21 protein-coding genes are annotated in these 22673 nt (G+C 68.1%); 14 read left to right on the forward strand and 7 right to left on the reverse strand.

From position 1 onward, the window contains the following. Positions 1-101: 101 nt before the first annotated feature. The 4 genes from cobM to IBX18_RS00555 all read right to left on the reverse strand — a co-directional run bounded on the left by cobM (position 102) and on the right by IBX18_RS00555 (position 3178). A complete protein-coding gene (gene cobM / locus IBX18_RS00540; protein WP_194831863.1) occupies positions 102-851 on the reverse strand; it encodes a precorrin-4 C(11)-methyltransferase in 750 nt (249 codons plus the stop codon). 29 nt (positions 852-880) lie between these two features. Then, positions 881-1306: a PPOX class F420-dependent oxidoreductase gene (locus tag IBX18_RS00545; RefSeq protein ID WP_194831864.1), complete on the reverse strand. Its 426-nt coding sequence runs from the start codon at positions 1304-1306 to the stop codon at positions 881-883. 61 nt (positions 1307-1367) lie between these two features. Then, complete coding sequence (locus IBX18_RS00550; RefSeq protein ID WP_194831865.1) at positions 1368-1985, reverse strand: response regulator; 618 nt, start codon at positions 1983-1985, stop codon at positions 1368-1370. After that, positions 1982-3178, reverse strand: coding sequence for a sensor histidine kinase (locus tag IBX18_RS00555; RefSeq protein ID WP_194831866.1), 1197 nt, complete (start codon positions 3176-3178; stop codon positions 1982-1984). The genes IBX18_RS00550 and IBX18_RS00555 overlap by 4 nt, the downstream gene beginning before the upstream one ends. 130 nt (positions 3179-3308) lie before the next feature. Here IBX18_RS00555 and IBX18_RS00560 point away from each other — a divergent pair, with 130 nt between their 5' ends. From IBX18_RS00560 to IBX18_RS00570, 3 genes are all read left to right on the forward strand, one after another. Next, positions 3309-4367, forward strand: a complete 1059-nt coding sequence (locus IBX18_RS00560; RefSeq protein ID WP_194831867.1) for an ABC transporter permease — start codon at positions 3309-3311, stop codon at positions 4365-4367. Between the two features lie 31 nt (positions 4368-4398). Further along, the gene (locus IBX18_RS00565; protein ID WP_194831868.1) at positions 4399-5142 is read left to right on the forward strand and encodes an ABC transporter ATP-binding protein; all 744 of its coding nucleotides are present in this window, start codon (positions 4399-4401) and stop codon (positions 5140-5142) included. A 107-nt stretch (positions 5143-5249) separates the two neighbouring features. Beyond that, positions 5250-5648, forward strand: coding sequence for a hypothetical protein (locus IBX18_RS00570; protein ID WP_194831869.1), 399 nt, complete (start codon positions 5250-5252; stop codon positions 5646-5648). Here IBX18_RS00570 and IBX18_RS00575 read toward each other — a convergent pair. Further along, complete coding sequence (locus IBX18_RS00575; protein WP_194831870.1) at positions 5628-6554, reverse strand: LysR family transcriptional regulator; 927 nt, start codon at positions 6552-6554, stop codon at positions 5628-5630. The genes IBX18_RS00570 and IBX18_RS00575 overlap by 21 nt on opposite strands. 140 nt (positions 6555-6694) lie before the next feature. On the opposite strand from IBX18_RS00575, the gene IBX18_RS00580 reads away from it, so the two are divergent. Both IBX18_RS00580 and IBX18_RS00585 read left to right on the forward strand, forming a co-directional pair. Further along, entirely contained in the window at positions 6695-8083 is a 1389-nt protein-coding gene (locus tag IBX18_RS00580; protein ID WP_228540239.1) for an MFS transporter, read from the forward strand. After that, positions 8080-8826 carry a 3-hydroxybutyrate dehydrogenase gene (locus tag IBX18_RS00585; protein ID WP_194831871.1) on the forward strand — a complete coding sequence of 249 codons (747 nt, stop codon included), beginning with the start codon at positions 8080-8082 and terminating at the stop codon, positions 8824-8826. Before IBX18_RS00580 ends, IBX18_RS00585 begins: the two co-directional genes overlap by 4 nt. Positions 8827-8834: 8 nt before the next feature. Here the strand turns inward: IBX18_RS00585 and IBX18_RS00590 are convergent, their stop codons facing one another. Next, entirely contained in the window at positions 8835-9428 is a 594-nt protein-coding gene (locus tag IBX18_RS00590) for a TetR/AcrR family transcriptional regulator (RefSeq protein WP_194831872.1), read from the reverse strand. 143 nt (positions 9429-9571) lie between these two features. Here IBX18_RS00590 and IBX18_RS00595 point away from each other — a divergent pair, with 143 nt between their 5' ends. The 9 genes from IBX18_RS00595 to IBX18_RS00635 all read left to right on the forward strand — a co-directional run bounded on the left by IBX18_RS00595 (position 9572) and on the right by IBX18_RS00635 (position 22052). Next, the gene (locus IBX18_RS00595) at positions 9572-11170 is read left to right on the forward strand and encodes a carboxyl transferase domain-containing protein (protein ID WP_194831873.1); all 1599 of its coding nucleotides are present in this window, start codon (positions 9572-9574) and stop codon (positions 11168-11170) included. Positions 11171-11175: 5 nt separating this feature from the next. Further along, positions 11176-13263 (forward strand): acetyl/propionyl/methylcrotonyl-CoA carboxylase subunit alpha, encoded by a 2088-nt coding sequence (locus IBX18_RS00600; protein ID WP_194831874.1) that lies wholly within the window; start codon positions 11176-11178, stop codon positions 13261-13263. Beyond that, on the forward strand, positions 13260-14420 hold the full coding sequence (locus IBX18_RS00605) for an acyl-CoA dehydrogenase family protein (protein WP_194831875.1): 1161 nt from the start codon (positions 13260-13262) through the stop codon (positions 14418-14420). Before IBX18_RS00600 ends, IBX18_RS00605 begins: the two co-directional genes overlap by 4 nt. A gap of 41 nt (positions 14421-14461) precedes the next feature. Continuing rightward, positions 14462-14920: a MaoC family dehydratase gene (locus IBX18_RS00610; protein WP_228540343.1), complete on the forward strand. Its 459-nt coding sequence runs from the start codon at positions 14462-14464 to the stop codon at positions 14918-14920. Beyond that, positions 14917-15729, forward strand: a complete 813-nt coding sequence (locus tag IBX18_RS00615; RefSeq protein WP_194831877.1) for a CoA ester lyase — start codon at positions 14917-14919, stop codon at positions 15727-15729. Before IBX18_RS00610 ends, IBX18_RS00615 begins: the two co-directional genes overlap by 4 nt. 29 nt (positions 15730-15758) lie before the next feature. Then, positions 15759-17708 carry an acetoacetate--CoA ligase gene (locus tag IBX18_RS00620; protein ID WP_194831878.1) on the forward strand — a complete coding sequence of 650 codons (1950 nt, stop codon included), beginning with the start codon at positions 15759-15761 and terminating at the stop codon, positions 17706-17708. Positions 17709-17831: 123 nt separating this feature from the next. Beyond that, a complete protein-coding gene (locus tag IBX18_RS00625) occupies positions 17832-19172 on the forward strand; it encodes a cytochrome P450 (RefSeq protein ID WP_194831879.1) in 1341 nt (446 codons plus the stop codon). Positions 19173-19381: 209 nt separating this feature from the next. Further along, complete coding sequence (locus IBX18_RS00630; RefSeq protein WP_194831880.1) at positions 19382-20626, forward strand: TetR/AcrR family transcriptional regulator; 1245 nt, start codon at positions 19382-19384, stop codon at positions 20624-20626. A gap of 181 nt (positions 20627-20807) precedes the next feature. Continuing rightward, positions 20808-22052 carry a TetR/AcrR family transcriptional regulator gene (locus IBX18_RS00635; RefSeq protein WP_194831881.1) on the forward strand — a complete coding sequence of 415 codons (1245 nt, stop codon included), beginning with the start codon at positions 20808-20810 and terminating at the stop codon, positions 22050-22052. Here IBX18_RS00635 and IBX18_RS00640 read toward each other — a convergent pair whose 3' ends face one another. Then, positions 22053-22667, reverse strand: a complete 615-nt coding sequence (locus tag IBX18_RS00640) for a hypothetical protein (protein WP_194831882.1) — start codon at positions 22665-22667, stop codon at positions 22053-22055. Positions 22668-22673: the final 6 nt, after the last annotated feature.

Below are 22673 nucleotides of genomic sequence, written 5' to 3' on the forward strand. Positions count from 1 at the left end.
CGACGGACATCATCACAGGCAGTTGAGGTGTCGGCACTTTGCGGTCCTCATGTTGCAGACCTCACATCCTGCGCGACGCGCTACCCGGGAGATGCGGCGGGTCACCGATGGCGCACGCGCGCCGGGTCGTAGAGGTGGGATTGCGCACACGACACCGGGTCTGCCAGCGCCCGGCCGACCAGGATGATCGCGGCCTGGCGCAGCCCGGCGGCCTCGACCTGATCGGCGATGTCGGCGAGGGTGCCGCGCAGGATCAGCTGGTCGGGCTGGCTGGCGCGGTAGACGACGGCGACCGGACAGTCCGTGCCGTAGTCGGCGACGAGCTCGGCGGCCAGCGTGCGGACGCGGGTGATCGCCAGGTGCAGCACGAGGGTGGCGCCGGTCGCCGCGAAATTCGCCAGCGCCTCGGTGTCCGGCATCGCGGTCGAGCGGGCCCGGGTGCGGGTCAGCACGACCGACTGCACCACCTCGGGGACGGTGAGTTCGGTGCCGAGCAGTGCGGCCGCGGCGGCGTAGGCGGGCACGCCGGGGGTGACGTCCCAGGCGATGCCGTGCGCGTCCAGCCTGCGGGTCTGCTCGGTGAGCGCGGAGTAGAGCGACGGGTCACCCGAGCACAGCCGGGCCACGTCCTTGCCGGATTCGGTGGCGCGCACCAGGTGTTCGGTGATCTGGTCGAGGTCGAGGTGCTGGGTATCGATCAGTTCGGCGTCGGGGGCGCAGTGCCCGAGCACCTCGGGGTCGAGGTAGGTGCCCGCGTACAGGCACACCGGCGACTTGTGGAGCAGAGCGACCGCGCGCAGGGTCAGCAGATCGGCCGCACCCGGCCCGGCCCCGATGAAGTGCACGGTCATGCGGGTGAGTGTATTCAGCGCGGGATGCGTCAGGCCGTCGTGTCGAAGTGCGCGATCACCTTGGTCGGCCGCAGGCGGACGACGAGTTCGCCGGGCACGCCGTTGCGCTTGCCGAATTCCTCGGCGCGGTCGGCGCCCATGTAGCGGCCGCCGATCTCGGTGGCGGTGCGCAGCAGTTCTTCGGGATCCTCGGACAGCGTCACGGTGCCCTGCACCTGCACCGAGGGGTACGGCATCGCCTCGACATCGACGATCACCGCGATGCGGCCGTCGCGCGCGAACGCCTTGCCCTTGGCGGTGTCCTTGCCGGTGTTGAACACCAGCTCGTCGCCGTCGAGCACGAACCAGACGGGCGTCACCATCGGGCGGCCGTCGGCGGCGACGAACGCCACCTTGCCCGTCCGCGTGCCTGCGGAGAGGAACTCGCGCACCTGGGGATCCGAGAGGGAGGCCATTGCCTCACCCTAGGGGCAGGCCGAGGGTTGGACGGCGCACCGGCGGGCGCATGTCGCGATCTCAGATCGCGCCCTGCTCGCGGGCGCGGGCGACGGCCGAGGTGCGGGAGCGGACACCGAGTTTCGCGTAGATGTGCACCAGGTGGGACTTGACGGTGGTTTCGCTGAGGAACAGTTCCTTGGCGATCTCCCGGTTGGCCCTGCCGTCGGCGACCAACCGGAGCACCTCGATTTCGCGGGCGCTCAGGGTGGTGTCGGCACGGCGCACCCGGGTCATCAGTTTCGAGGCGACCGCGGGCGACAGCACGCTCTCCCCCGCGGCCGCCGCGCGGACGGCGGCGAGCAGTTCGGTCGGCGGGGTGTCCTTCAGGATGTAGCCGCAGGCGCCCGCTTCGATCGCGCCGAGGATGTCGGCGTCGGTGTCGTAGTTGGTGACCACCAGGACATTCGGCGGCTGCGGGAGCGCGCGCAACTCGGCGGTGGCGTCCGCGCCGGAGCGGCCCGGGCCGAAGCTCAGATCCATCAGCACCAGATCCACCGGGGTGGTCGCACAGAACGCGACGGCCGCCTCGCCGGTGGGCGCGTCACCGACGACGGTGATGTCGTCGCCGCCGTCGAGCAGTGCGCGCAGGCCCGCGCGGACGATGGTGTGGTCGTCGGCCAGCAGCAGGCGGATCATGCGTGCTCTCCCGGTCGGGCCGAATCCGGTTCGGGTGCGGCGGGTTCGAGGGGGAAGGAGACGGTGACCGCGGTGTGGCCCGGTTCCGACTCCACCGCCATGGTGCCGCCCTGCTGCTCGACGCGCGACCGCATGGCGGCCAGACCGAACGAGCCGGACGGTGGGTGTGCGAGGACGTCGGGTGGGATACCGACTCCGTCGTCCACCACGTCGAGCAGGACCTCGGCGTCGGCGTAGGTCAGCGTCAATCGCATGCGGGCGGCGTCGGCGTGCTGCACCACATTCGAGACGGCGCCCTGCGCGATGCGCACCAGCGCCGCCTCTACCGGCATCGGCAGTCGCTCGGGTGTGCCTTCGACCACCAGTTGGGTGGCGAGGGTGGAAGTGTTGGCGCGCAGGCAGATTCGTTCCAGCGCCTGGGCCAGCGACTGGCCGTCCAGCGCGGCCGGGGCCAATTCCGCGATGAGCCTGCGGGTTTCGGCGAGGTTCTCCGCAGCGGTCTCCCTGGCCAACTGGATCCGTTGCAGCGCTGGATGATCCGGCGCCGATTGCTCGGCGGCGTGCAGCAGCAGTTGAATGCTGCTCAACCCCTGGGCCACGGTGTCGTGGATCTCCTTGGCCAGTCGTTCACGCTCGGACAGCTTGCCTGCCGTCCGTTCCTGATCCGCGAGTATCGCTCGGGTACTGAGCAATTCATCGATCAGGCGTTGCCGTTCGGCGGACTCGCGGAACAGCGCCTGGTAGCCGAGGCCGATGCCGACGGCGACCGCCGCGCCGAGGATCGGGCCGATCGCGCCCGCCACCGACCAGCCCCGGTGCGTGCCGAAACCCACCACCGCGATGGCTGTGGCCGCCGCCACCGCGAGCAGACTCCATGGACGCGGGAGTAGATGCAGATAGAGGAAGAACAGCCCGAACGCCAGGTAGCCAGCGTCGGGAGCGAGCAGGACCAGGCCGAGCCACCACCCGGTCAGGGCGATCAGCCAGATTGCGATCCCACCGCGGCGTGTGCTCAGTAGGTGGCCTGCGAAGTACGTCAGCAGGAAGCCCGCCGTCAACGCCACCACCGGGATCGGATGCGGCGCACCGGGCAGCAGCGCCCGCACGGCGATCACCACCGCCAACGCCGTCACCAGCACATGCAGGCCGAGCCGCAGCGCGGTGAAGACGGGGGTGAGCGGTGACGAGTGCACCTTGCCAGCTTATGCGCGGCAACCGGGCGGGCATCCATCGAAAGGTGTAAAACGCCACCCACCGTTCGATGGTGCACCTTTCCTTCCCGCGCGCGATGGCCGCGGGCCCGCCGCGCGGAACAGTGAAGGCATGTTCGTAGCACTCCGAGACCTGCGCGCCGCCCGCGGCCGCTTCCTGCTCATCACGCTGGTCGTCACCCTGGTGGCACTGCTCGTGAGTTTCCTGAGCGGGCTCACGGCGGGGCTCGCGCACCAGAACATCTCCGCCGTCGAATCGCTGCCCGGCGATACCGTCGTCTTCGCGGACACCGGCGCCGCGCCGTCCTTCGACGCCTCGACGCTCACCGCGGAGCAGGTCGCCGCCTGGCAAGCCGCTGCGGGTCCGAGCGGCACCGTCGACCCGATCGGCATCAGCCACGGCAAGGTCGATCCGAGCGGCCGAGCTTCGGTGCAGGTCGCGTACTTCGGTACCACGGGAACGGCTTTCGGCAACCGATCGGCAACCGAGAACGGCACCGTGGTGCTCAGCACCGGCGCGGCCAAGGATCTCGGTGCGGGCACGGGCGATTCCGTCACCATCGGCGGCCGCGCTTTCACCGTGGCCGGGGTGCACGGGGACGACTGGTACAGCCACACACCGGTCGTTTGGACGACCCTGACCGACTGGCAGGCGATGAGCCCACGCTCCGGCGCCGCCACCGTGCTCGCAGTGTCCGGCGTAGCCGATCAGGCGGCGGTGAACGCCACCGCACACACCCAGACCACCAGCTCGTCCGGCGCGCTCTCAGCCCTCAGCGCCTATGAAGCCGAGAACGGCTCACTGACCCTGATGACAGTGCTGCTCTTCGCCATCTCAGCCCTGGTAATCGGCGCATTCTTCACCGTGTGGACCGTCCAGCGCATGCCCGACATCGCCACCCTCAAAGCACTCGGCGCCACCTCCGGCTCCCTGGTCCGCGACGCACTAGCCCAAGCCGCGATCGTCTTGACCGCCGGCGGCGCCGCCGGGCTCGGAATCACCGTCGCAGCAGCCGCTTTCATGGGCGACGCCCTCCCCTTCGTACTGAGCCCCGCAACCACCCTGCTGCCCGCGCTGGCCCTGATCGTGCTCGGCCTACTCGGCGCCGCCTTCGCCCTCCGCTTCCTCTTCACCACCGACCCACTGACCGCTTTGGGCGCGGGCCGCTGACCATAAGCACTGAGCCACTGGAGTTTCCGGAATGACAACCACCGCCACCCGCACCACCACCGCACTCGACATCACCGACGTCACCCTCACCTACCCCGACGGCTCGAGCCGCCTCACCGCCCTGGACCGAGTGAACCTGCACGTCACCGGCGGCTCCGTAGCCGCCATCACCGGCCCCTCCGGCTCCGGCAAATCCAGCCTCCTCGCCACCGCCGCCACCCTCATCCGCCCCGACTCCGGCCACATCACCCTCCAAACCCCCACCGGCACCACCGATCTCGCCGCCCTCACCCGCCGCGAGGCCGCCACCCTCCGCCGCTCGTCCATCGGCATCGTCTTCCAACAACCAAACCTCATCCCCGCCCTCACCGCCCTAGAACAACTAGAGGTAATGACCCACCTAGGCCAACGCATCTATACCCCCGCCAAGAAGCGCCACGAAATCCGCTCCAAGGCAACAGAACTCCTCGACTCAGTCGGCTTGACCGACCAACAATCCAAACACCCCGCCCAACTCTCCGGCGGCCAACGCCAACGCGTCAACATAGCCCGAGCCCTGATGAACAACCCGTCCCTACTGGTAGTCGACGAACCAACCAGCGCCCTAGACACCGAAAGAGGCGCCGCCATCATCGATCTCATCCTCACCGTAGCCCGCAACCACCGCACCGCCACCCTCCTCGTAACCCACGACCAAACCCACCTCCACCGTATGAACGCCGTCTACCGAATGGTCGACGGCCACCTCACCCGCACCGACACTGCAACCTCATAGCTTCCAGACGCGAATCACCAAAAGTGCAACGTTCCAATGTGATTCGTTCCGCACATAGCGCAATGACCGCTCATTTCCCTGTCGCTGGATACTGCTAGTTTCCTTCCATGCCCAGCCCATTTCTCGAGCTATTCATCGACCTGTTCCGGCAACGCCCGCAGCTGGCCGCCGAGCTACTAACGACCGTGCTGGACAACGAAGTACCCCAACCAGCCAACACTTGCTTGGAGGGCCCCATGCGGAACCGAGTCCACAAGTTCTATGCTCCCTTCTCGCGCTTTTTCTATGCCTGGGGACAAACCGATGCGCTACTGGTCATCCTCGAATCGAGAGGCCTACTGGTCTCGTCCGAAAGTCGGGCGCTGGCAAAGGCCTGCGCATCCCTCTGCCATCTCGACATCGACTATCTCGATATGTTCCTCCGCCGTGCTGCCAGCGCCGCTTCCGTAGAAGAGGTTTTCGCTGGCCACCTACCTGATCAGGAGCTATTTGCCGACGCCGAGTAGGGCGCTTCGCTCGCGGTGGACCTTGGCGCGGAGAGCGTCTACGAAGGCGGCTACTTCGGGGCGTCTGAGGGTTTCGGAGCGGGCGACGAGCCAGTAAGCGAGTTTTACGGAGACGGCTTCGGGGAGGACTCGGGTCAGGTCGGGGTGGCGGTCGGCCATGAAGCAGGGGAGTAGGCCGATGCCTGCGGCGGCTCGGGTTGCTTCTACGTGGACGAAAACGTTTGTGGAGGTTACTGATTCGCGCATGGTGGGGGCGAAGCTGGAGGCGAGGTCGAGGTCGTCGACTTGGAGCATGGAGTCGATGAAGTAGACGAGGGGGTGGTGGATGAGGTCTTCGACGCGGGCTGGGGAGCCGTGTTCGTGCAGATAGTCCCGGGCGGCGTAGAGGCCGAGGCAGTAGTCGGCTAGGCGGGTGGCGGTGGCGCGGTGGACTTGGGGTTCGCCGACGACTACCTCTAGGTCGAGACCGGAGCGCTGGGTGGACGCTCGTCTTGTGGTGGCCACGATCTCGACCGTGATCTTCGGGTGTTGGCGTTGCACCTCGGCGGCCGCGGGGGCCGCGAGGTAGGCGCTGAAACCGTCGGTCGCCGAAATGCGCACCACGCCTTCGAGAACCCGGCTGCCGTCGGCGTCGGCGGCGAGTGACTTGACGGCCGACTCGACAACCTCGGCTGCGGCCAAGGCTTCCCGGCCGAGTTCGGTGAGTTCCCAGCCGCCGGCCGCCCGGGTCAGCACTCGGCCGCCGAGGGTGTGCTCGAGTGCGGCGATGCGCCGGGAGATGGTCGTGTGGTTGATGCCGAGTTCTTCGGCGGCGGACACGAAGCGCCCGGACCGGCCGACGGCCAGCAGAACAAGGAGGTCATCCGCGCTCGGCCGCCGGGCCGACCCCGTTGACACATCCCTCATATCTGCATCATCGCAGATAGCTACTGCACAACTAGTCATTGCGGTCACACCCATCTGCACTAATACTTCGTTGCAGCCGAGATTTGTGGGGGCCATCACATCTCTATCGCGATGTGACCCCCGGCATGAAGGAGAGTTCGATGAGCGTGCGCAGTGCATTGGGGCCGACGGGCGGCGAGCCCGGCGGGGTGCCGACCGGCTTGAGACGGGTGGTAGCCGCGTCGATGGCGGGCACGGTCGTCGAATGGTATGAGTTCTTCCTCTACGGCACCGCCGCGACACTGGTGTTCAGCAAGGTGTTCTTCGCCAAGGGCACCAGCGATCTGGACGCGATCCTCGCCGCGTTCGTCACCTACGCGGTCGGCTTCGCCGCACGCCCGTTGGGCGGCATCGTCTTCGGGCATTTCGGCGACAAGTACGGCCGCAAGAAGCTGCTGCAATTCAGCCTGATCCTGGTGGGCGCCTCCACCTTTCTGATGGGCTGTCTGCCGACGTTCGGCCAGATCGGTTACTGGGCGCCCGCACTGCTGGTCACCCTGCGCTTCATCCAAGGCTTCGCGGTCGGCGGTGAATGGGGCGGCGCGGTGCTGCTGGTAGCCGAACACAGTCCGAGCCGCAGCCGCGGTTTCTGGGCGAGCTGGCCGCAAGCGGGCGTGCCGATGGGCAACCTGCTCGCGACGGCGGTGCTGCTGATCCTGACCACCTGGCTCTCCGACGCCGCCTTCCTCAGCTGGGGCTGGCGCGTGGCGTTCTGGCTGTCCGCGGTGGTGGTGCTGGTCGGCTACTACATCCGCACCAAGGTCACCGACGCCCCCATTTTCGTTGCCGCGCAACAGGAAGTGGAGAAGATCAAGGCGACCTCGCTCAGCGTCGTCGAGGTGGTCAAGCGGTACCCGCGCGGCGTGCTCACCGCCATGGGGCTGCGTTTCGGGGAGAACATCCTGTACTACCTGGTGGTCACGTTCACCATCACCTATCTCAAGGTGCAGGTGCACGTCGACACCACGGTCATCCTCTGGTGGCTGCTCGCCGCACACGCCGTGCATTTCCTGGCGGTCCCGGTGGCCGGCTGGTTCTCCGACCGGTTCGGCAGGCGACCGGTGTATCTGGTCGGCGCGCTCACTGCGGGCACCTGGGGCTTTTTCGCCTTCCCGATGATGGACAGCGGGCACTACGGGCTCATCATGTTCGCCATCATCATCGGCCTGGTGTTCCACGCGATGATGTACGCCGGGCAGCCCGCGATCATGGCGGAGATGTTCCCGACCCGGATGCGCTATTCCGGTGTGTCCCTTGGTTATCAGGTCACCTCGATCGTGGCCGGCTCGCTCGCGCCGATCATCGCCGTCCGGCTGCTCAACACCTACAAGTCCGCGGTACCCATCGCGATCTACCTGGCCATCGCCGCGGCGATCACCGCGGTCGCGGTGCTGTTCGCCCGGGAAACGAAAGGTGTGACCTTGGAAAGCATCGACCTCGCCGATGCCGAGTACCTAGCCGCGCAGCCCGCCCCGGTGGCCGCCAAATGAGCGACCTGACCGGCCGTTCCGCGCTGATCACGGGTGGCGCCAGTGGCATCGGCGCCGCCTGCGCACGGGAGCTGTCCGCCCGTGGCGCACTGGTCACCATCGCCGATATCGACGATGTGGGCGCCAAGGCGCTGGCCCGCGAGCTCGGCGGAAAGCCTTGGGCGGTAGACCTTCTCGATGTCGAGGCCCTGGAAACGCTCGACCTCGAGGTGGACATCCTGGTGAACAACGCCGGGGTGCAGAGCATCAGCCCGATCGAGGACTTCGCCCCCCAGCAGTTCCGGAACCTGCTCACCCTGATGGTCGAGGCGCCGTTCCTGCTCATCCGGGCGGCCCTGCCGCACATGTACCGGCAGGGCTTCGGCCGGATCATCAATATCTCGTCGGTGCACGGGATCCGGGCTTCGGAGTACAAGTCCGCCTACGTGACCGCCAAGCACGGCCTGGAGGGCCTGTCCAAGGTCACCGCGCTGGAGGGTGGCAGGCACGGCGTCACCAGCAACTGCGTCAGTCCGGGCTATGTCCGAACCCCGTTGGTGGACAAGCAGATCGCCGACCAGGCCAAGGCGCACGACATCCCTGAGCAGGAAGTGCTGGAGAAGATCCTGCTCACCGAGAGCGCGATCAAACGGCTGGTCGAACCGGAAGAGGTTGCCGCACTGGTGGGTTGGCTCGCGTCGGCGGACGCGGGCATGGTGACCGGCGCGAGTTACACCATGGACGGCGGGTGGAGCGCTCGATGATCGAGCGTTCACCCCAGGGCGGACAGCGCCATCCGGCGCAGGATGGGCCTGGCGCGGGCGGCGGTCGCCGTGGTTGCGCTGTGTGGCGTGGAGTTGATCAGTCCGAAGGCGGCGTGGGCCTGCACCCGCGCCGTCTCCTCGGGTAGCCCGGGGTGCAGGTCGCGCAGCACCGTGACCCAGATTTCCACGTACTGGCGCTGGGTGCGGCGCAGCTCCCGGCGGGCGGCGGCGGGCACGTTCTCGAGGTCGCGGTCCTGGATACGGATCAGCTCGGGATCGCCGAGCGCGAAGTCCAGGTGGAAGTCGACGAGACCGTCCAGCGCCTCGGCCGGACCGGCGGTGCGCGCGACCACCGCCTTGCCACCGTCGAGCAGCCGCTGGCTGACGCCGACGAGCAGCTCCACCAGCAGCGCTTCCTTGTTGGGGAAGTGGCGGTAGACGGCGGGCCCGCTGATCCCGACGGCGGCACCGAGGTCGTCCAGGCGCACACCGAGGAAGCCGCGGTCCGCGATTAGGCGCGCGCCTGCATCGAGGAGCTGCTGCCGTCGCTGCGCCTTCAGCTGTTCGCGGCGGGTGAGCGTGACGGGGTCAGTGCTGGTCACACGCGCTCCTTTCGCCCTACCTGGACATCTCGGTTAACCAAGATTAACCTGGATTCCAGTTATCGGCGACTAACTGGCGCACCCGTAGCCAGACCACCACCCTCATAGAGTCGCTCCGCGACGATGACCCAGAGGATCACGTCATGACCGTTACCGAAGAGGCCGTCGACAACCGAGTCGCCCACAAGGCGCTGGTGGACGACCTGAGCGCCCGGCTCGCCGCCGCCGCGCTCGGCGGGCCCGTGAAGGCCAGGGACCGCCATGTGGCGCGCGGCAAACTGCTGCCGCGCCAGCGGGTGGACCAGCTGCTCGACCCCGGCAGCCCGTTCCTCGAGCTCTCCCCCCTGGCCGCGACCGGGATGTACGGCGACGAATCCCCCGGCGCCGGCATCATCACCGGGATCGGCCGGGTGTCCGGCCGCGAGTGCGTGATCGTGGCCAACGACGCCACCGTCAAGGGCGGCACCTACTACCCGATGACGGTGAAGAAGCATCTGCGCGCCCAGGAGATCGCGCTGCAGAACCAGCTGCCCTGCCTGTATCTGGTCGACTCCGGCGGCGCATACCTGCCCGAGCAGGACGAGGTGTTCCCGGACCGCGAGCACTTCGGGCGCATCTTCTACAACCAGGCGACCATGAGCGCCAAGGGGATTCCGCAGATCGCCGCGGTGCTCGGTTCCTGCACCGCGGGCGGCGCGTACGTGCCCGCGATGAGCGACGAGGCGGTGATCGTGCGCAATCAGGGCACGATCTTCCTCGGCGGCCCGCCGCTGGTGAAAGCGGCGACCGGCGAGGTGGTCACTGCGGAGGAGCTCGGCGGCGGCGAATTGCATTCACGCACTTCAGGTGTCACCGACCACCTGGCCGAGGACGACCGGGACGCCTTGCGCATCGTGCGCCGCATCGTCGCGACCCTCGGCCCGCGTCCGGCGAGCCCGTGGGAGGTGCTGCCGACGGTCGCGCCCGCCGCACCGGAGTCGGAGTTGTACGACGTGGTGCCGGTGGATCTGCGCACGCCATACGACGTCCGCGAGGTGATCGCCCGCCTCGTCGACGGAGACCCGCACGGGGACAGCGCCTTCCACGAGTTCAAGGCCGAATACGGCAAGACGCTCGTCACCGGCTTCGCGCGCATCCACGGCCATCCGGTCGGCATCGTGGCCAACAACGGCGTGCTGTTCAGCGAATCCGCCATGAAGGGCGCGCATTTCATCGAGCTGTGCGACAAGCGCAAGATTCCACTGCTGTTCCTGCAGAACATCACCGGATTCATGGTCGGCCGCGACTACGAGGCCGGTGGCATCGCCAAGCACGGCGCCAAGATGGTCACCGCGGTGGCCTGCGCGCGGGTGCCGAAGCTGACCGTGGTGATCGGCGGTTCGTACGGCGCGGGCAACTATTCGATGTGCGGGCGCGCGTATTCGCCGCGCTTCCTGTGGATGTGGCCCAACGCCAGGATCTCGGTGATGGGCGGCGAGCAGGCCGCCTCCGTCCTGGCGACGGTGCGCGGCGATCAGCTCGACAGCTCGGGGCAGCCGTGGTCGGCCGCGGACGAGGAGGCCTTCAAGGCGCCGATCCGCGACCAGTACGAAAGCCAAGGCAATCCCTACTATTCGACGGCCCGGCTCTGGGATGACGGCGTGATCGACCCTGCGGACACCAGAACTGTTCTCGGGCTTGCCCTTTCGGTCTGCGCCCAGGCGCCGCTCGAACCCGTTTCCTACGGCGTCTTCCGGATGTGACTCTGATGCTGAACAAATCTCATCCCGTCGGCTTCGACACCGTGCTCGTGGCCAACCGCGGCGAGATCGCGGTGCGCGTCATTCGTACCTTGCGCGCCTTGGGAATTCGCTCGGTCGCGGTCTACAGCGACGCCGACGCCGACGCCAGGCACGTGCACGAGGCCGATACCGCGGTGCGACTCGGTCCGGCCGCCGCCCGCGACAGCTATCTCGCGATCGACAAGGTGGTGGCCGCCGCCGTGCGCACCGGCACACAGGCGGTGCACCCGGGGTACGGATTCCTCTCCGAGAACGCCGCTTTCGCCGCCGCGCTCGCGGACGCGGGCATCGTCTTCCTCGGCCCGCCCGCCCGGGCGATCGAGGTGATGGGCGACAAGATCGCCGCGAAGAACACCGTCTCCGCGTTCAACGTGCCGGTGGTGCCGGGCATCGCCAGGCCAGGCCTGACCGACGCCGACCTGATCGAGGCGGCTCACGAGGTGGGCTATCCGGTGCTGGTGAAGCCCTCCGCCGGTGGTGGCGGCAAGGGCATGCGGCTGGTCGAGGATCCCGCGCGGCTGCCGGAGGCGCTGCTCAGCGCGCGCCGCGAGGCCGCCGCCGCGTTCGGTGACGACACCCTGTTCCTGGAGCGTTTCGTCACCCGGCCGCGGCACATCGAGGTGCAGGTGCTGGCCGACCAGTTCGGCAACGTGCTGCACCTGGGCGAGCGCGAGTGCAGCCTGCAACGCAGGCACCAGAAGGTGATCGAGGAGGCGCCGTCCCCGCTGCTCGACGCGGCGACCAGGGCCAGGATCGGCGCGGCCGCCTGCAATACCGCGCGCAGCGTCGACTATGTCGGCGCGGGCACGGTCGAGTTCATCGTCTCCGCCGGCCGGCCGGACGAGTTCTTCTTCATGGAGATGAATACCCGCCTGCAGGTGGAACATCCGGTCACCGAGCTCGTCACCGGCGTCGACCTGGTGGAGTGCCAGGTCCGGGTCGCGGCCGGGCAGAAGCTCGCGGTGGAGCAGGACGAGATCCGGATGATCGGGCACGCCATCGAGGCCAGGGTGTACGCCGAGGATCCCGGTCGCGGGTTTCTGCCGACCGGCGGCACGGTGCTCGACCTGTCCGAGCCGGAAGGCACCGGGGTACGGGTGGATTCGGGCCTGCGCACCGGCACCGTGGTCGGCAGCGACTACGACCCGATGCTGGCGAAGGTCATCACGCACGGCGCCGACCGGACCTCCGCGATCGCGAAACTCGATCGGGCACTGGGCGATACGGTGCTACTCGGGGTGACCACCAATATCGAATTCCTGCGCTTCCTGCTCGCCGACCCGAATGTCGCTGCGGGGCAGCTGGATACCGGTCTGCTGGATCGCCGGGTCGCCGACTTCCACCCGGCCCCGGTCGATGACGAGATGTTCCTGGCCGCGGCCGCCTACCGGTGGCTGCGACGCTGGCCGACCACCCCGGACGATCCCTGGCAGGTTCCGTCCGGCTGGCGCATCGGCGACGCCGCACCGACCCCGATCCGGCTGGCCGGCGGTGATCGCATCGAGCACGTGTACCTCACCGGCTCCCCCGCCGACGCGACTGCTCGTATCGACGACGGCCAATCCCTCTCCCTCACAGCGGCTTTCGCCGAGAACATCCTGACGCTGACCCTGGACGGCATCCGGCAGGAATACCGGGTCGCCGAACACGACGGGCACCTGTGGCTGGCTGGGCCCACCGGCATCGCCATGCTGCGCGAAGTGGCCGAGGCCAGCGTGCGCGGCACGACCGAGCATGTCGGCGACGCCGAGATCACCAGCCCCATGCCGGGTTCGGTGATCGCGCTGCAGGTGGACAACGGTGCCACCGTCGCGGCCGGCGCCCCCATCGTCATCGTGGAGGCGATGAAGATGGAGCATTCGCTCACCGCACCGATCGCCGGCACCGTCGAAATCCTGGTCGCACCAGGCACACAGGTGCGACTGGACCAGGTACTCGCCCGCATCATCGCGACGCCCGCCGCCGAAGAGCCGTCGTCGCCACCCGATTCCGGCGTAGACCGGAAGGCCGGGGAAGACTCGAATACCGCCGAGCCAGAAGGAAACCAAGCATGACCGACTTCCTGTCCACCGGCGCACTGCCGCAGGAGTACCGCGATCTGGCCATGACGGTGCGCGATTTCGCGCGAACGGTGGTCGCCCCGGTGGCCGCCGAGCACGACGCGAACCACACCTTCCCGTACGAGGTGGTCGCGGGTATGGCCGAGATGGGCCTGTTCGGCCTGCCGTTCCCCGAGGAGTACGGCGGCATGGGCGGCGACTACTTCGCGCTGTGCCTGGCCCTGGAGGAGCTCGGCAAGGTCGACCAGAGCGTGGCCATCACCCTGGAGGCCGGCGTCTCGCTCGGCGCGATGCCGATCTTCCGCTACGGCAACGACAAGCAGAAGCTGGAGTGGTTGCCGCAGCTGACCAGTGGCCGGGCCCTCGCCGCGTTCGGGCTCACCGAGCCCGGCGCGGGCAGTGACGCGGGCGGCACCAGGACCACCGCCATCGCCGACAGCGGCGAGTGGGTCATCAACGGCAGCAAGCAGTTCATCACCAACTCCGGCACCGACATCACCAGGCTGGTCACGGTGACGGCGGTGACCGGCGAGGTCGGCGGCAAGAAGGAGATCTCCACCATCCTGGTGCCGACCGACACCCCCGGGTTCGTCGCCGAACCCGCCTACAACAAGGTCGGCTGGAACGCCTCGGACACCCACCCGCTGAGTTTCACCGACGTCCGGGTGCCGCAGGACAACCTGCTCGGCGAGCGCGGCCGCGGCTACGCGAACTTCCTGCGCATCCTCGACGAGGGCCGGATCGCGATCGCGGCGCTCGCGGTCGGCGCCGCGCAGGGCTGCGTCGACGAGAGCGTGCGCTACGCGAAGGAACGCGAGGCGTTCGGCCAGGCCATCGGCCGTAACCAGGCCATCGCCTTCAAGATCGGCAGAATGGAAGCGCGGGCCCATACGGCGCGCACCGCCTACTATGACGCCGCGGCACTGATGCTGGCGGGCAAGCCGTTCAAGAAGCAGGCCTCCATCGCCAAACTGGTGGCCAGCGAGGCGGCGATGGACAATTCCCGGGACGCTACCCAGATCTTCGGCGGCTACGGCTTCATGAACGAATACCCGGTGGCCCGGCACTACCGGGACAGCAAGATCCTCGAAATCGGTGAGGGCACAACGGAGGTGCAGTTGATGCTGATCGGACGGGAGCTCGGGCTGTGAGTGATGTGACTGACGGCTTGCGCCGGGTAGTACAGACCGGCATGTGGTTCGAGGAGCTCGAGACCGACGTGCTGTACGAGCACCGGCCGGGCCGCACCATGACCGAGACCGACAACGTGCTGTTCAGCACGCTGACCATGAATCCGCAAGGGCTGCACATCGATGCGGCCTACAGCGACGCCCAGGAGCCGTTCCATCAGCGCCTGGTCAATTCGCTGTTCACCCTCGGCACCATGGTCGGCCTCTCGGTGGCGCACCTGACCCAGGGCACCACCGTCGCCAATCTCGGCTTCACCGAGGTGAAGTTCCCGGCCCCGCTGTTCCACGGCGACACCGTCTACGCCGAGACCGTCGTGCTGGACAAGCGGGTCTCCAAGAGCAGGCCGGGCGAGGGCATCGTCACCTTCCGCCACACCGCACGCAACCAGCACGGCACCATCGTGGCGGTGGCGGTACGCAACGCGATGATCCGCTTGCGTCCAGAAGGCGGACAGCCGTGACGTGGCAGCTGCCAGGGCCTGCCTGGCTGTTCTGCCCTGCGGATCGACCGGACCGCTACGAAAAGGCAGCCGCTGCAGCGGATGTGGTGATCCTGGACCTGGAAGACGGCGTCGCCGCCGCGGACAAGGCGGCGGCGCGCAAGGCCCTCGTCGAGACACCGCTGGATCCCGAGACCACCCTGGTCCGGGTCAACGCGGCGGGCACCGACGAGTACTCGCTCGATCTGGCCGCGCTGGCCGACACCGGCTATCGGCGCATCATGCTGCCGAAATGTGAATCCGCCGAACAGGTCTCGACCCTGGCCGAGTACGACGTGATCGCGTTGATCGAATCGCCGCTCGGCGCATTGACGGTCGACCGAGCGATGGCGGTACCCAATGCGATCGGCGTGATGTGGGGCGCCGAGGACCTCGTCGCCGGGCTCGGCGGCAACGCCAGCAGGCACGCCGACGGCAGCTATCGCGATGTGGCGCGCCATGTTCGGTCCACCGCGCTGCTCGCGGCCAAGGCGTACGGCAAGTTCGCGCTCGACTCGGTATATCTCGACATCCGCGACCTCGATGGCCTGCGCGCCGAGGCGCTGGACGCGGTCGCCGTCGGATTCGACGCGAAGGTCGCCATCCATCCCAGCCAGGTGGCGGTCATTCGCGCCGCATATGCCCCGGCGGCAGCCGAATTGGACTGGGCCAGAAGGGTACTCGACGAGGTACCGAAGCACCGTGGGGTGTTCGCCTTCGAAGGGCGCATGGTCGACGCCCCCGTCTTACGCCACGCCGAGCAGATCGTGCGGCGCGCCGAGCGCGCCTGAACCCGAGTTCGAAAGCCAGGAGGATTGCGGTGCAACCACAGTGGGTGCCGACCGAGCAGGATATCGCCGACGCCAGGATTACCGACTTCGCTCGGTTCGTCACGGCACGCACCGGCCGCGCCGTGCCCGACTACCACGCACTGTGGCAGTGGTCCGTCGAGGAGATCGCCGAATTCTGGCACGCGGTGTGGGACTACTTCGAGCTCGGCGATATCGCCGGCGAGGTGCTGGCCGACGCGGAAATGCCGGGTGCGCAATGGTTTCCCGGCACGCGGCTGAACTACGTCGATCAGGTGGTTCGCCAGTTCCGCACCGACCGTCCCGCGATCGTCGCCATCGGTGAGGACGCGGAACGGCGCGAGGTGTCCTGGGTCGAGTTGATCGACCACACGGCGGCCTTGGCCCGGACCCTGCGGGACCTGGGGGTGCAACCGGGCGATCGGGTGGCGGGCTACCTGCCCAATATCCCGGAGACCGTCATCGCTTTCCTGGCGACCGCGAGCATCGGCGCGGTGTGGACCGCCTGCGGCCAGGACTACTCGCCCAAGGCCGCGCTGGATCGGCTCGGCCAGCTCGAACCCAGCGTGCTGATCACCGTGGACGGCTACCGGTTCGGCGGCAAGGCCCACGACAAGCGCGCCGACATCGCCGCGCTGCAAGCCGGTCTCGGCACCCTGCGCGGCACGATCGCCGTGTCTCAGCTGGGGCTCGACGTTGCGGATGCGACGCCGTGGCGAGACGCGATCGCCAGCGACGAGGCCGCGCCCGCCGTGATCCAGACGGAGACGGTCGATTTCGACCATCCACTGTGGATCGTGTTCTCCTCCGGCACCACCGGGCTGCCGAAGGGCATCGTGCACGGGCACGGCGGAGTACTGCTGGAGCATCTCAAAGCCGTTGCCCTGCAAACCGATATCGGCCAGGACGACACCTTCTTCTGGTACACCAGCCCGAGCTGGATGATGTGGAACTTCCAGATCTCCGGCCTGCTGGTCGGCGCGACGGTCGTCTGTTACGACGGCAGCCCCACCTATCCGGCGCCGGATGCGTTGTGGCGCATCGCCGCCGAGACCCGCACGACCATGCTCGGCACCAGCCCCGGCTACGTGCTCGCCTGCATCAAGGCGGGCGCCGTACCGCGCACCCAGCACGACCTGTCCGCACTGCGCGCGGTCGGCATCACCGGCGCGTCGCTGCCCACCTCCTCGGCACTCTGGCTGGGCGAGAACACCGGTGACCACGTCCAGGTCAACTCGATCAGCGGCGGCACCGACGTGGTGTCGGCCTTCCTCGGTGGCGTGCGCACGGTGCCTGCCTGGCCCGGCGAGCTCTCCGCGCGCTTCCTCGGCGCCGCGATCGAGGCCTTCGACGGCACCGGCCAGCCGGTCCGCGGCGAGGTCGGCGAGCTGGTCATCACTAAGCCGATGCCGTCCATGCCGGTGCGGTTCTGGCACGACGCCGACGGAAAGCGTTACCACGACGCCTATTTCGACATGTACCCCGGCGTGTGGCGGCACGGCGACTGGATCACCATCACCGACCGCAACTCCATCGTCGTGCACGGCCGCTCCGACTCCACCCTCAACCGCCACGGCATCCGGATGGGCAGCGCCGACATCTACCAGTCCGTCGAGCGCCTCCCCGAGATCGCCGAGGCGCTGGTCATCGGCGCCGAACAGCCGGACGGCGGCTACTGGATGCCGCTGTTCGTCGTGCTCGCGCCCGGCGCCGAACTCACCGACGACCTGAAGACCCGCATCAACACCACCATCCGCACCGAGGTCTCCCCGCGCCACGTGCCCGACGAAATCCTGGTCGCCCCCGGCATTCCGCACACCCGGACCGGCAAGAAGCTCGAGGTGCCGATCAAGAAGCTCTTCCAAGGTGCCGACGCCACCCGCGTCGTCGAACGCAGTGCCGTCGACAACCCGGACCTGCTGGATTGGTACGCGGCGGTCCGCCCGAACGCCGGAAGCTAGCGCCGGGCCACGTGTATTCCGTGCCGTTACGGGTGAATACGAACTGTTTCATAGACCCCTGCCCGCGCATCTCCTAGCGTGGTGCAGGACAGGCTCGTCCCTTACCCCGGCGGAGGTGGCATTGTGGCCGCACAGGACGTCCGAGCGCGCGACGAGATCGCCGCCTATCCACCGGGGTCGCGACTGCCCGGCATCGTGCAGAGCATCCTGTTCCAGGTCGATCGGCAGCGGTTCGTGCCCGCCTTGGCGCGCCGGTACGGTGACGTCTTCACGCTGCGGATCCCGCCGTTCGCCGACCATGCCGTGGTGTTCTCCCGCCCGGAGCACATCAAGGAGATCTTCGCGGGCAACCCGCACGACCTGCACGCGGGCGAGGGCAACCAGATCCTCGGCCACGTGATGGGCAGCCACTCCCTGCTGCTCACCGACGAGGACGAACACGCGCGCGCCAGGCGGCTGCTGATGCCCGCCTTCAACGGCTCGGCGCTGCGCGCCTACCGCGACCTGGTCGCCGACATCGCCGTCGCCGAGATCGCCCGCTGGACACCGGGTGCCACGCTGATCACGCTCGACCGAATGAACGCGCTCACCCTCGAGGTGATCGTGCAGGTGGTTTTCGGGGTCACCGATGAACACACCCGCGCCGAACTCGGGCCGCGACTGAAGCAGATCGTGAACCTGAATCCGCTGGTGTTCCTCGGCTTCAAGGCGAACCTGCTCGCCCGGCTCGGACCGTGGAAGCGGTTCGCCGACAACCTGCGCGCGGTCGACGCCCTGCTCTACGCCGAGATCGCGGCCCGGCGGCGCGCACCGGATCTGGCCGAGCGCACCGATGTGCTGTCCCGGCTGCTGCAGGCGGGCACCGGCGACGACCACGACCCGCCGCTCACCGACGCCGAACTGCGCGATCAGCTCATCACCCTGCTGCTGGCCGGGCACGAGACGACCGCGTCGGCGCTGTCCTGGGCGCTGTACGAGCTCGCGACCCGTCCGGACATCCAAGAGTTGGCTTACACCGCCGCGCGCAACGACGACGACAAATATCTGGAAGCCGTCATGAAGGAGGCGATGCGGCTGCACGTCGTCATCAACGGAACCAACCGAAAACTGACCAGGGATATGACGATCGGCGGCAGGCGACTGCCCGCGGGCACGGTGGTGAACACCTCGATCCTGCTCGCCCACCGCAATCCCGACAGCTACCCCGACCTCGCCGTCTTCCGGCCGGAGCGTTTCCTCGCCGGTGAGGTGGCGCCGAACACCTGGTTCCCGTTCGGTGGCGGGGTCCGGCGCTGCATCGGTGCGGGTTTCTCGCTGATGGAGAGCACCGCGGTGCTGCGGGAAATCCTTGTGCGGCATTCGCTTTCGCTGCCCGAGGGCACGGAACCCGAACGCGGGAAGACCCGCAACATCACCACGGTCCCGCGCGGCAAGGCGCGCCTGGTCATCACGCCACGGGCCTGAGGGGATCTGCGCACTCGACACTGCATGGTTGCTGAACAGTTGTGGCAGCGATCACATTGACGACTCACGCCTACAGGTCGCGCGGACTCGCGCCGCTTTCCGGCAGGTAGTGCGCTTATTCGGCGTGACCTGGGGCACCCGGGCGGTTCGGCGGGCGCCCGCGCCGAGCCGTAGCCCGTCTCACCAGCCCTGATCAGTACGATGTCCGCATGAGTGTCGACAATCGCCGTACGGCGCGGAAGGCGAGCACCGGCGACTCGGCACCCCGCGAGGTCCGGCGCAGGCCGAAGAATCGACGGGCCCAGATCGCCGCGGCCTCGGCCGCCGCGTTCGGCGCGCTCGGCTATCACGGCGTGAGCATGGAGGACATCGCCTCCGGCCTCGGCATCAGCTCCGCCGCGCTGTATCGGCATTATCCGAGCAAGTACGCGCTGTTCCGCGAGGAATTGCTGCGGGTGGGCCGGGCGATGACCGAGGCGGTCGAGCTGCCCGCCGAAGCCGCGGCGTGGTCGCCCGACCAGCGGTTACGGCACGTGCTCGACGCGCTCATCACCGTCACCATCGAGAATCGGCCGACCATCACCCTGGTGCGCTGGGAGGGCCGTTACCTCGAGCCCGACGATGTGACGACGCTGGACGACCAGCAGCTCACCGTGCTCGGTGCGCTCGGCAGCCAGCTCGCCGAGCTGAGCCCGGAACTGACCGAGGACGACACCCGGGTACTGCGGATGGCCTTGCTGAGTACGATCACCAGCATCGCCGACCACCACGCCACGCTGCCTGCGAAATCCCTTGCGCGGCTGCTCGGTTCGGCATGCCAGCCGATCGTCGGCGCACAGTTGCCCGCAGAGCAACCGGCCGAGCCGTTGCAGGTGGTCGAGATCCCGGATTCGTTCAAACATGAACTGCTGCTGCGTAAAGCGGTGGAGCTGTTCCATGAGCGCGGTTATCCGAATGTCAGCGTGGAGGACATCGCCACCGCCGCCGGGCTTTCCGCGGCCTCGGCGGTGTACCGGTTCTATCGCGGCAAGAGCGACCTGCTCGCTGCGGCCTTTCGCCGTGCCGCGGAACGGGTTTCGGGCGCGGTCGGCCCGGCGGTGGCGAGTGCGGCGAGCCCGGAGGGCGCCCTGACGACGCTGATCGACCAGTATGTCGCGGGGTCGTTTGCCGAGCGCGCGCTGACCTACGTGTATTTCACCGAGTTCCAGCATGTTCCGGCGGAGGAACGCGCGGTGCTGCGAAACATCCAGCGGCTCAGCGTCGAAGAGTGGGCACGACTGCTGCGCGAGGTGCGCCCGGAACTCTCGCCTGCCGAGGCACGGTTCCTCATCCACGCCGCGTTCGCGCTGGTGGTCGACCTCGGCCGCGCGTTCGACAATCAGCCGATGGCGGCGCAGGGACGAGTGCGATTGCTGATGCAACTGGTCCTTTTCGGGCGTCCCGCCGCGGCCTGAGCAGACCGGCTCGCCGGAGGTACCAACCGGTCGCTTATGTTACGCGACATTCCAGATACGTGCGGTCGAAGAGTTACAGGTAGGTTCCCCTATCTGGCTTCTCTTGTGATCTACCATTCAGTTTGAGTTCGGGCGTGCAAAGGCCCCTGTACCGAGCGTCCGATTGGGCTACCATCGCCGCATGGGTGCCCAGGAAGGCCGCGCAGCGGACAAGGTGTCCGACGGGACAGCGCCGCGCGTGGTCCGCCGGCGGCCGCGGGATCGACGGGCCCAGATCGCGGCGGCCTCCGCGGAGGCGTTCGGGTCGCTCGGCTACCACGGTGTGAGCATGGAGGACATCGCGTCCCGGCTCGATATCAGCTCGGCCGCGCTGTATCGCCACTATCCCAGCAAGTACGCGCTGTTCCGCGAAGAGGCCCTGCGGCTCGGTGCGCTCAGCGAGGCGGCGGTGCGCCTGCCCGACTCGGCGCGCGGGCTGCCCGCCGACGTACGGCTCGGGCGCGTCATCGACGCCCTCATCGCGTCCTCGATCGCCAATCGCCGCAGCGCCGCGCTGCTGCGCTGGCAGCGCCGCTATCTCGAGGACGCCGACGCCGCGATCCTGGACGACCAGCTGGCGACGGTGCATTCGGTGCTCATGTCGCTGCTGGGCGAGGCCCGTCCGGAGCTGGACAAGGCGGACCGCGCCGTGCTGTCGGCCGCGATACTGAGCGTGCTCAGCAGCATCGGCGACCACCACGTGTCGATCCCGATGCGCGCGTTGACCGCACTGCTCGGCGCCGCCTGCCGCGACGCCGCCGAGTGCGTGCTGCCCGCACCGGCGCAACATCCCGAACCCCTTGCGGTGACCGAGATTCCGCTGACCTTCAAGCACGAGTTGCTGCTCGCGCGCGCGATCGAGTTGTTCCACGAACGCGGCTATCCGAATGTCAGCGTCGAGGACATCGCCACCGCGGCCGGGCTGCCCGCCTCCTCCGCGGTGTACCGCTTCTATCGCAGTAAAGGCGACATCCTGGCGGCCGCGTTCCGCCGTGCGGCAGACCGGGTCTCGGCCGCGATCGGCCCTGCGGTCGCCGCCGCGGACGGCCCCGAGCAGGCCCTGACGACGCTGATCGAGCTGTATGTGGCGGGCTCGTTCGCCGAACGCGAGCTGACCTTCGTCTACTACGCCGAGATCAGTAACGTGCCTGCCGACGCTCGGACGGCCCTGCGAAACATCCAGCGGCTCAACGTCGAAGAGTGGGCCAAGCTGCTCGTCGGCGTGCGCCCCGAACTCGCCGCCGCCGACGCGAGACTGCTGGTCCACGCGGCCTTGGCGCTGGTGGTCGATCTGGGCCAGCGCTTCGGCTCGACGGATCCGGCGTGCTCGCGGCAACGGGTGGTCCACCTGATGCGGGTCGTGCTGTTCGGACGCGACGCCGAGTAGTTACGGCTGCTGCGGCGGGGCCAGCGGCGAATTCACCCTGTTCACCAGCCAGCGGCCGTCGACCTTCTCCAGGCGCATCACCATGGACAGCTGGCCGGGGGCGGGCTTGCCCTGGGTGCCCATGCTGGTGATGGTCTGCCCGATCACCACGATGGCCTCGGCGGAGTGCTCGTCACCGGTCTTGATCGCGCACTGGACGTCGTTGACCTTCGACACCACCTCGCCCTGGGTGAGCACCTCGCGCAATTCCGTACTGGTGCTGTCGAATTGCTTCTTCCAGTCGCCGGTCGCACCGTCGAGCACGGCGGCGAAGTAGGCGTCGAGCTTCTTCGCGTCGTAGTCGGCCAGGATCGGCGCGTAGGCGCAGGCGGCGGTGCGCGCGTCCGCGTTGGCGGCAAGGGTGGCTTTGTTGCCCTTGTTCTGCACGTAAAAAATAACGCTCGAAGCGACTGCGGCGCAGAGCAATACGGCACCCGCCACACCGAGCACGAGCCTTCCCACTCGGCCTGGCCGGAACCGCTCGAACCGGCCGGCAGACGCCGTCTGATCCGAGTCCTTCTCTGCCACAACATCACTCGATGCAGCGGAATCCTCGGGGAGTTCGTTGTCGGTCATGGTGCG

The organism is Nocardia sp. XZ_19_369 (assembly GCF_015355715.1).
Lineage (GTDB): Bacteria > Actinomycetota > Actinomycetes > Mycobacteriales > Mycobacteriaceae > Nocardia.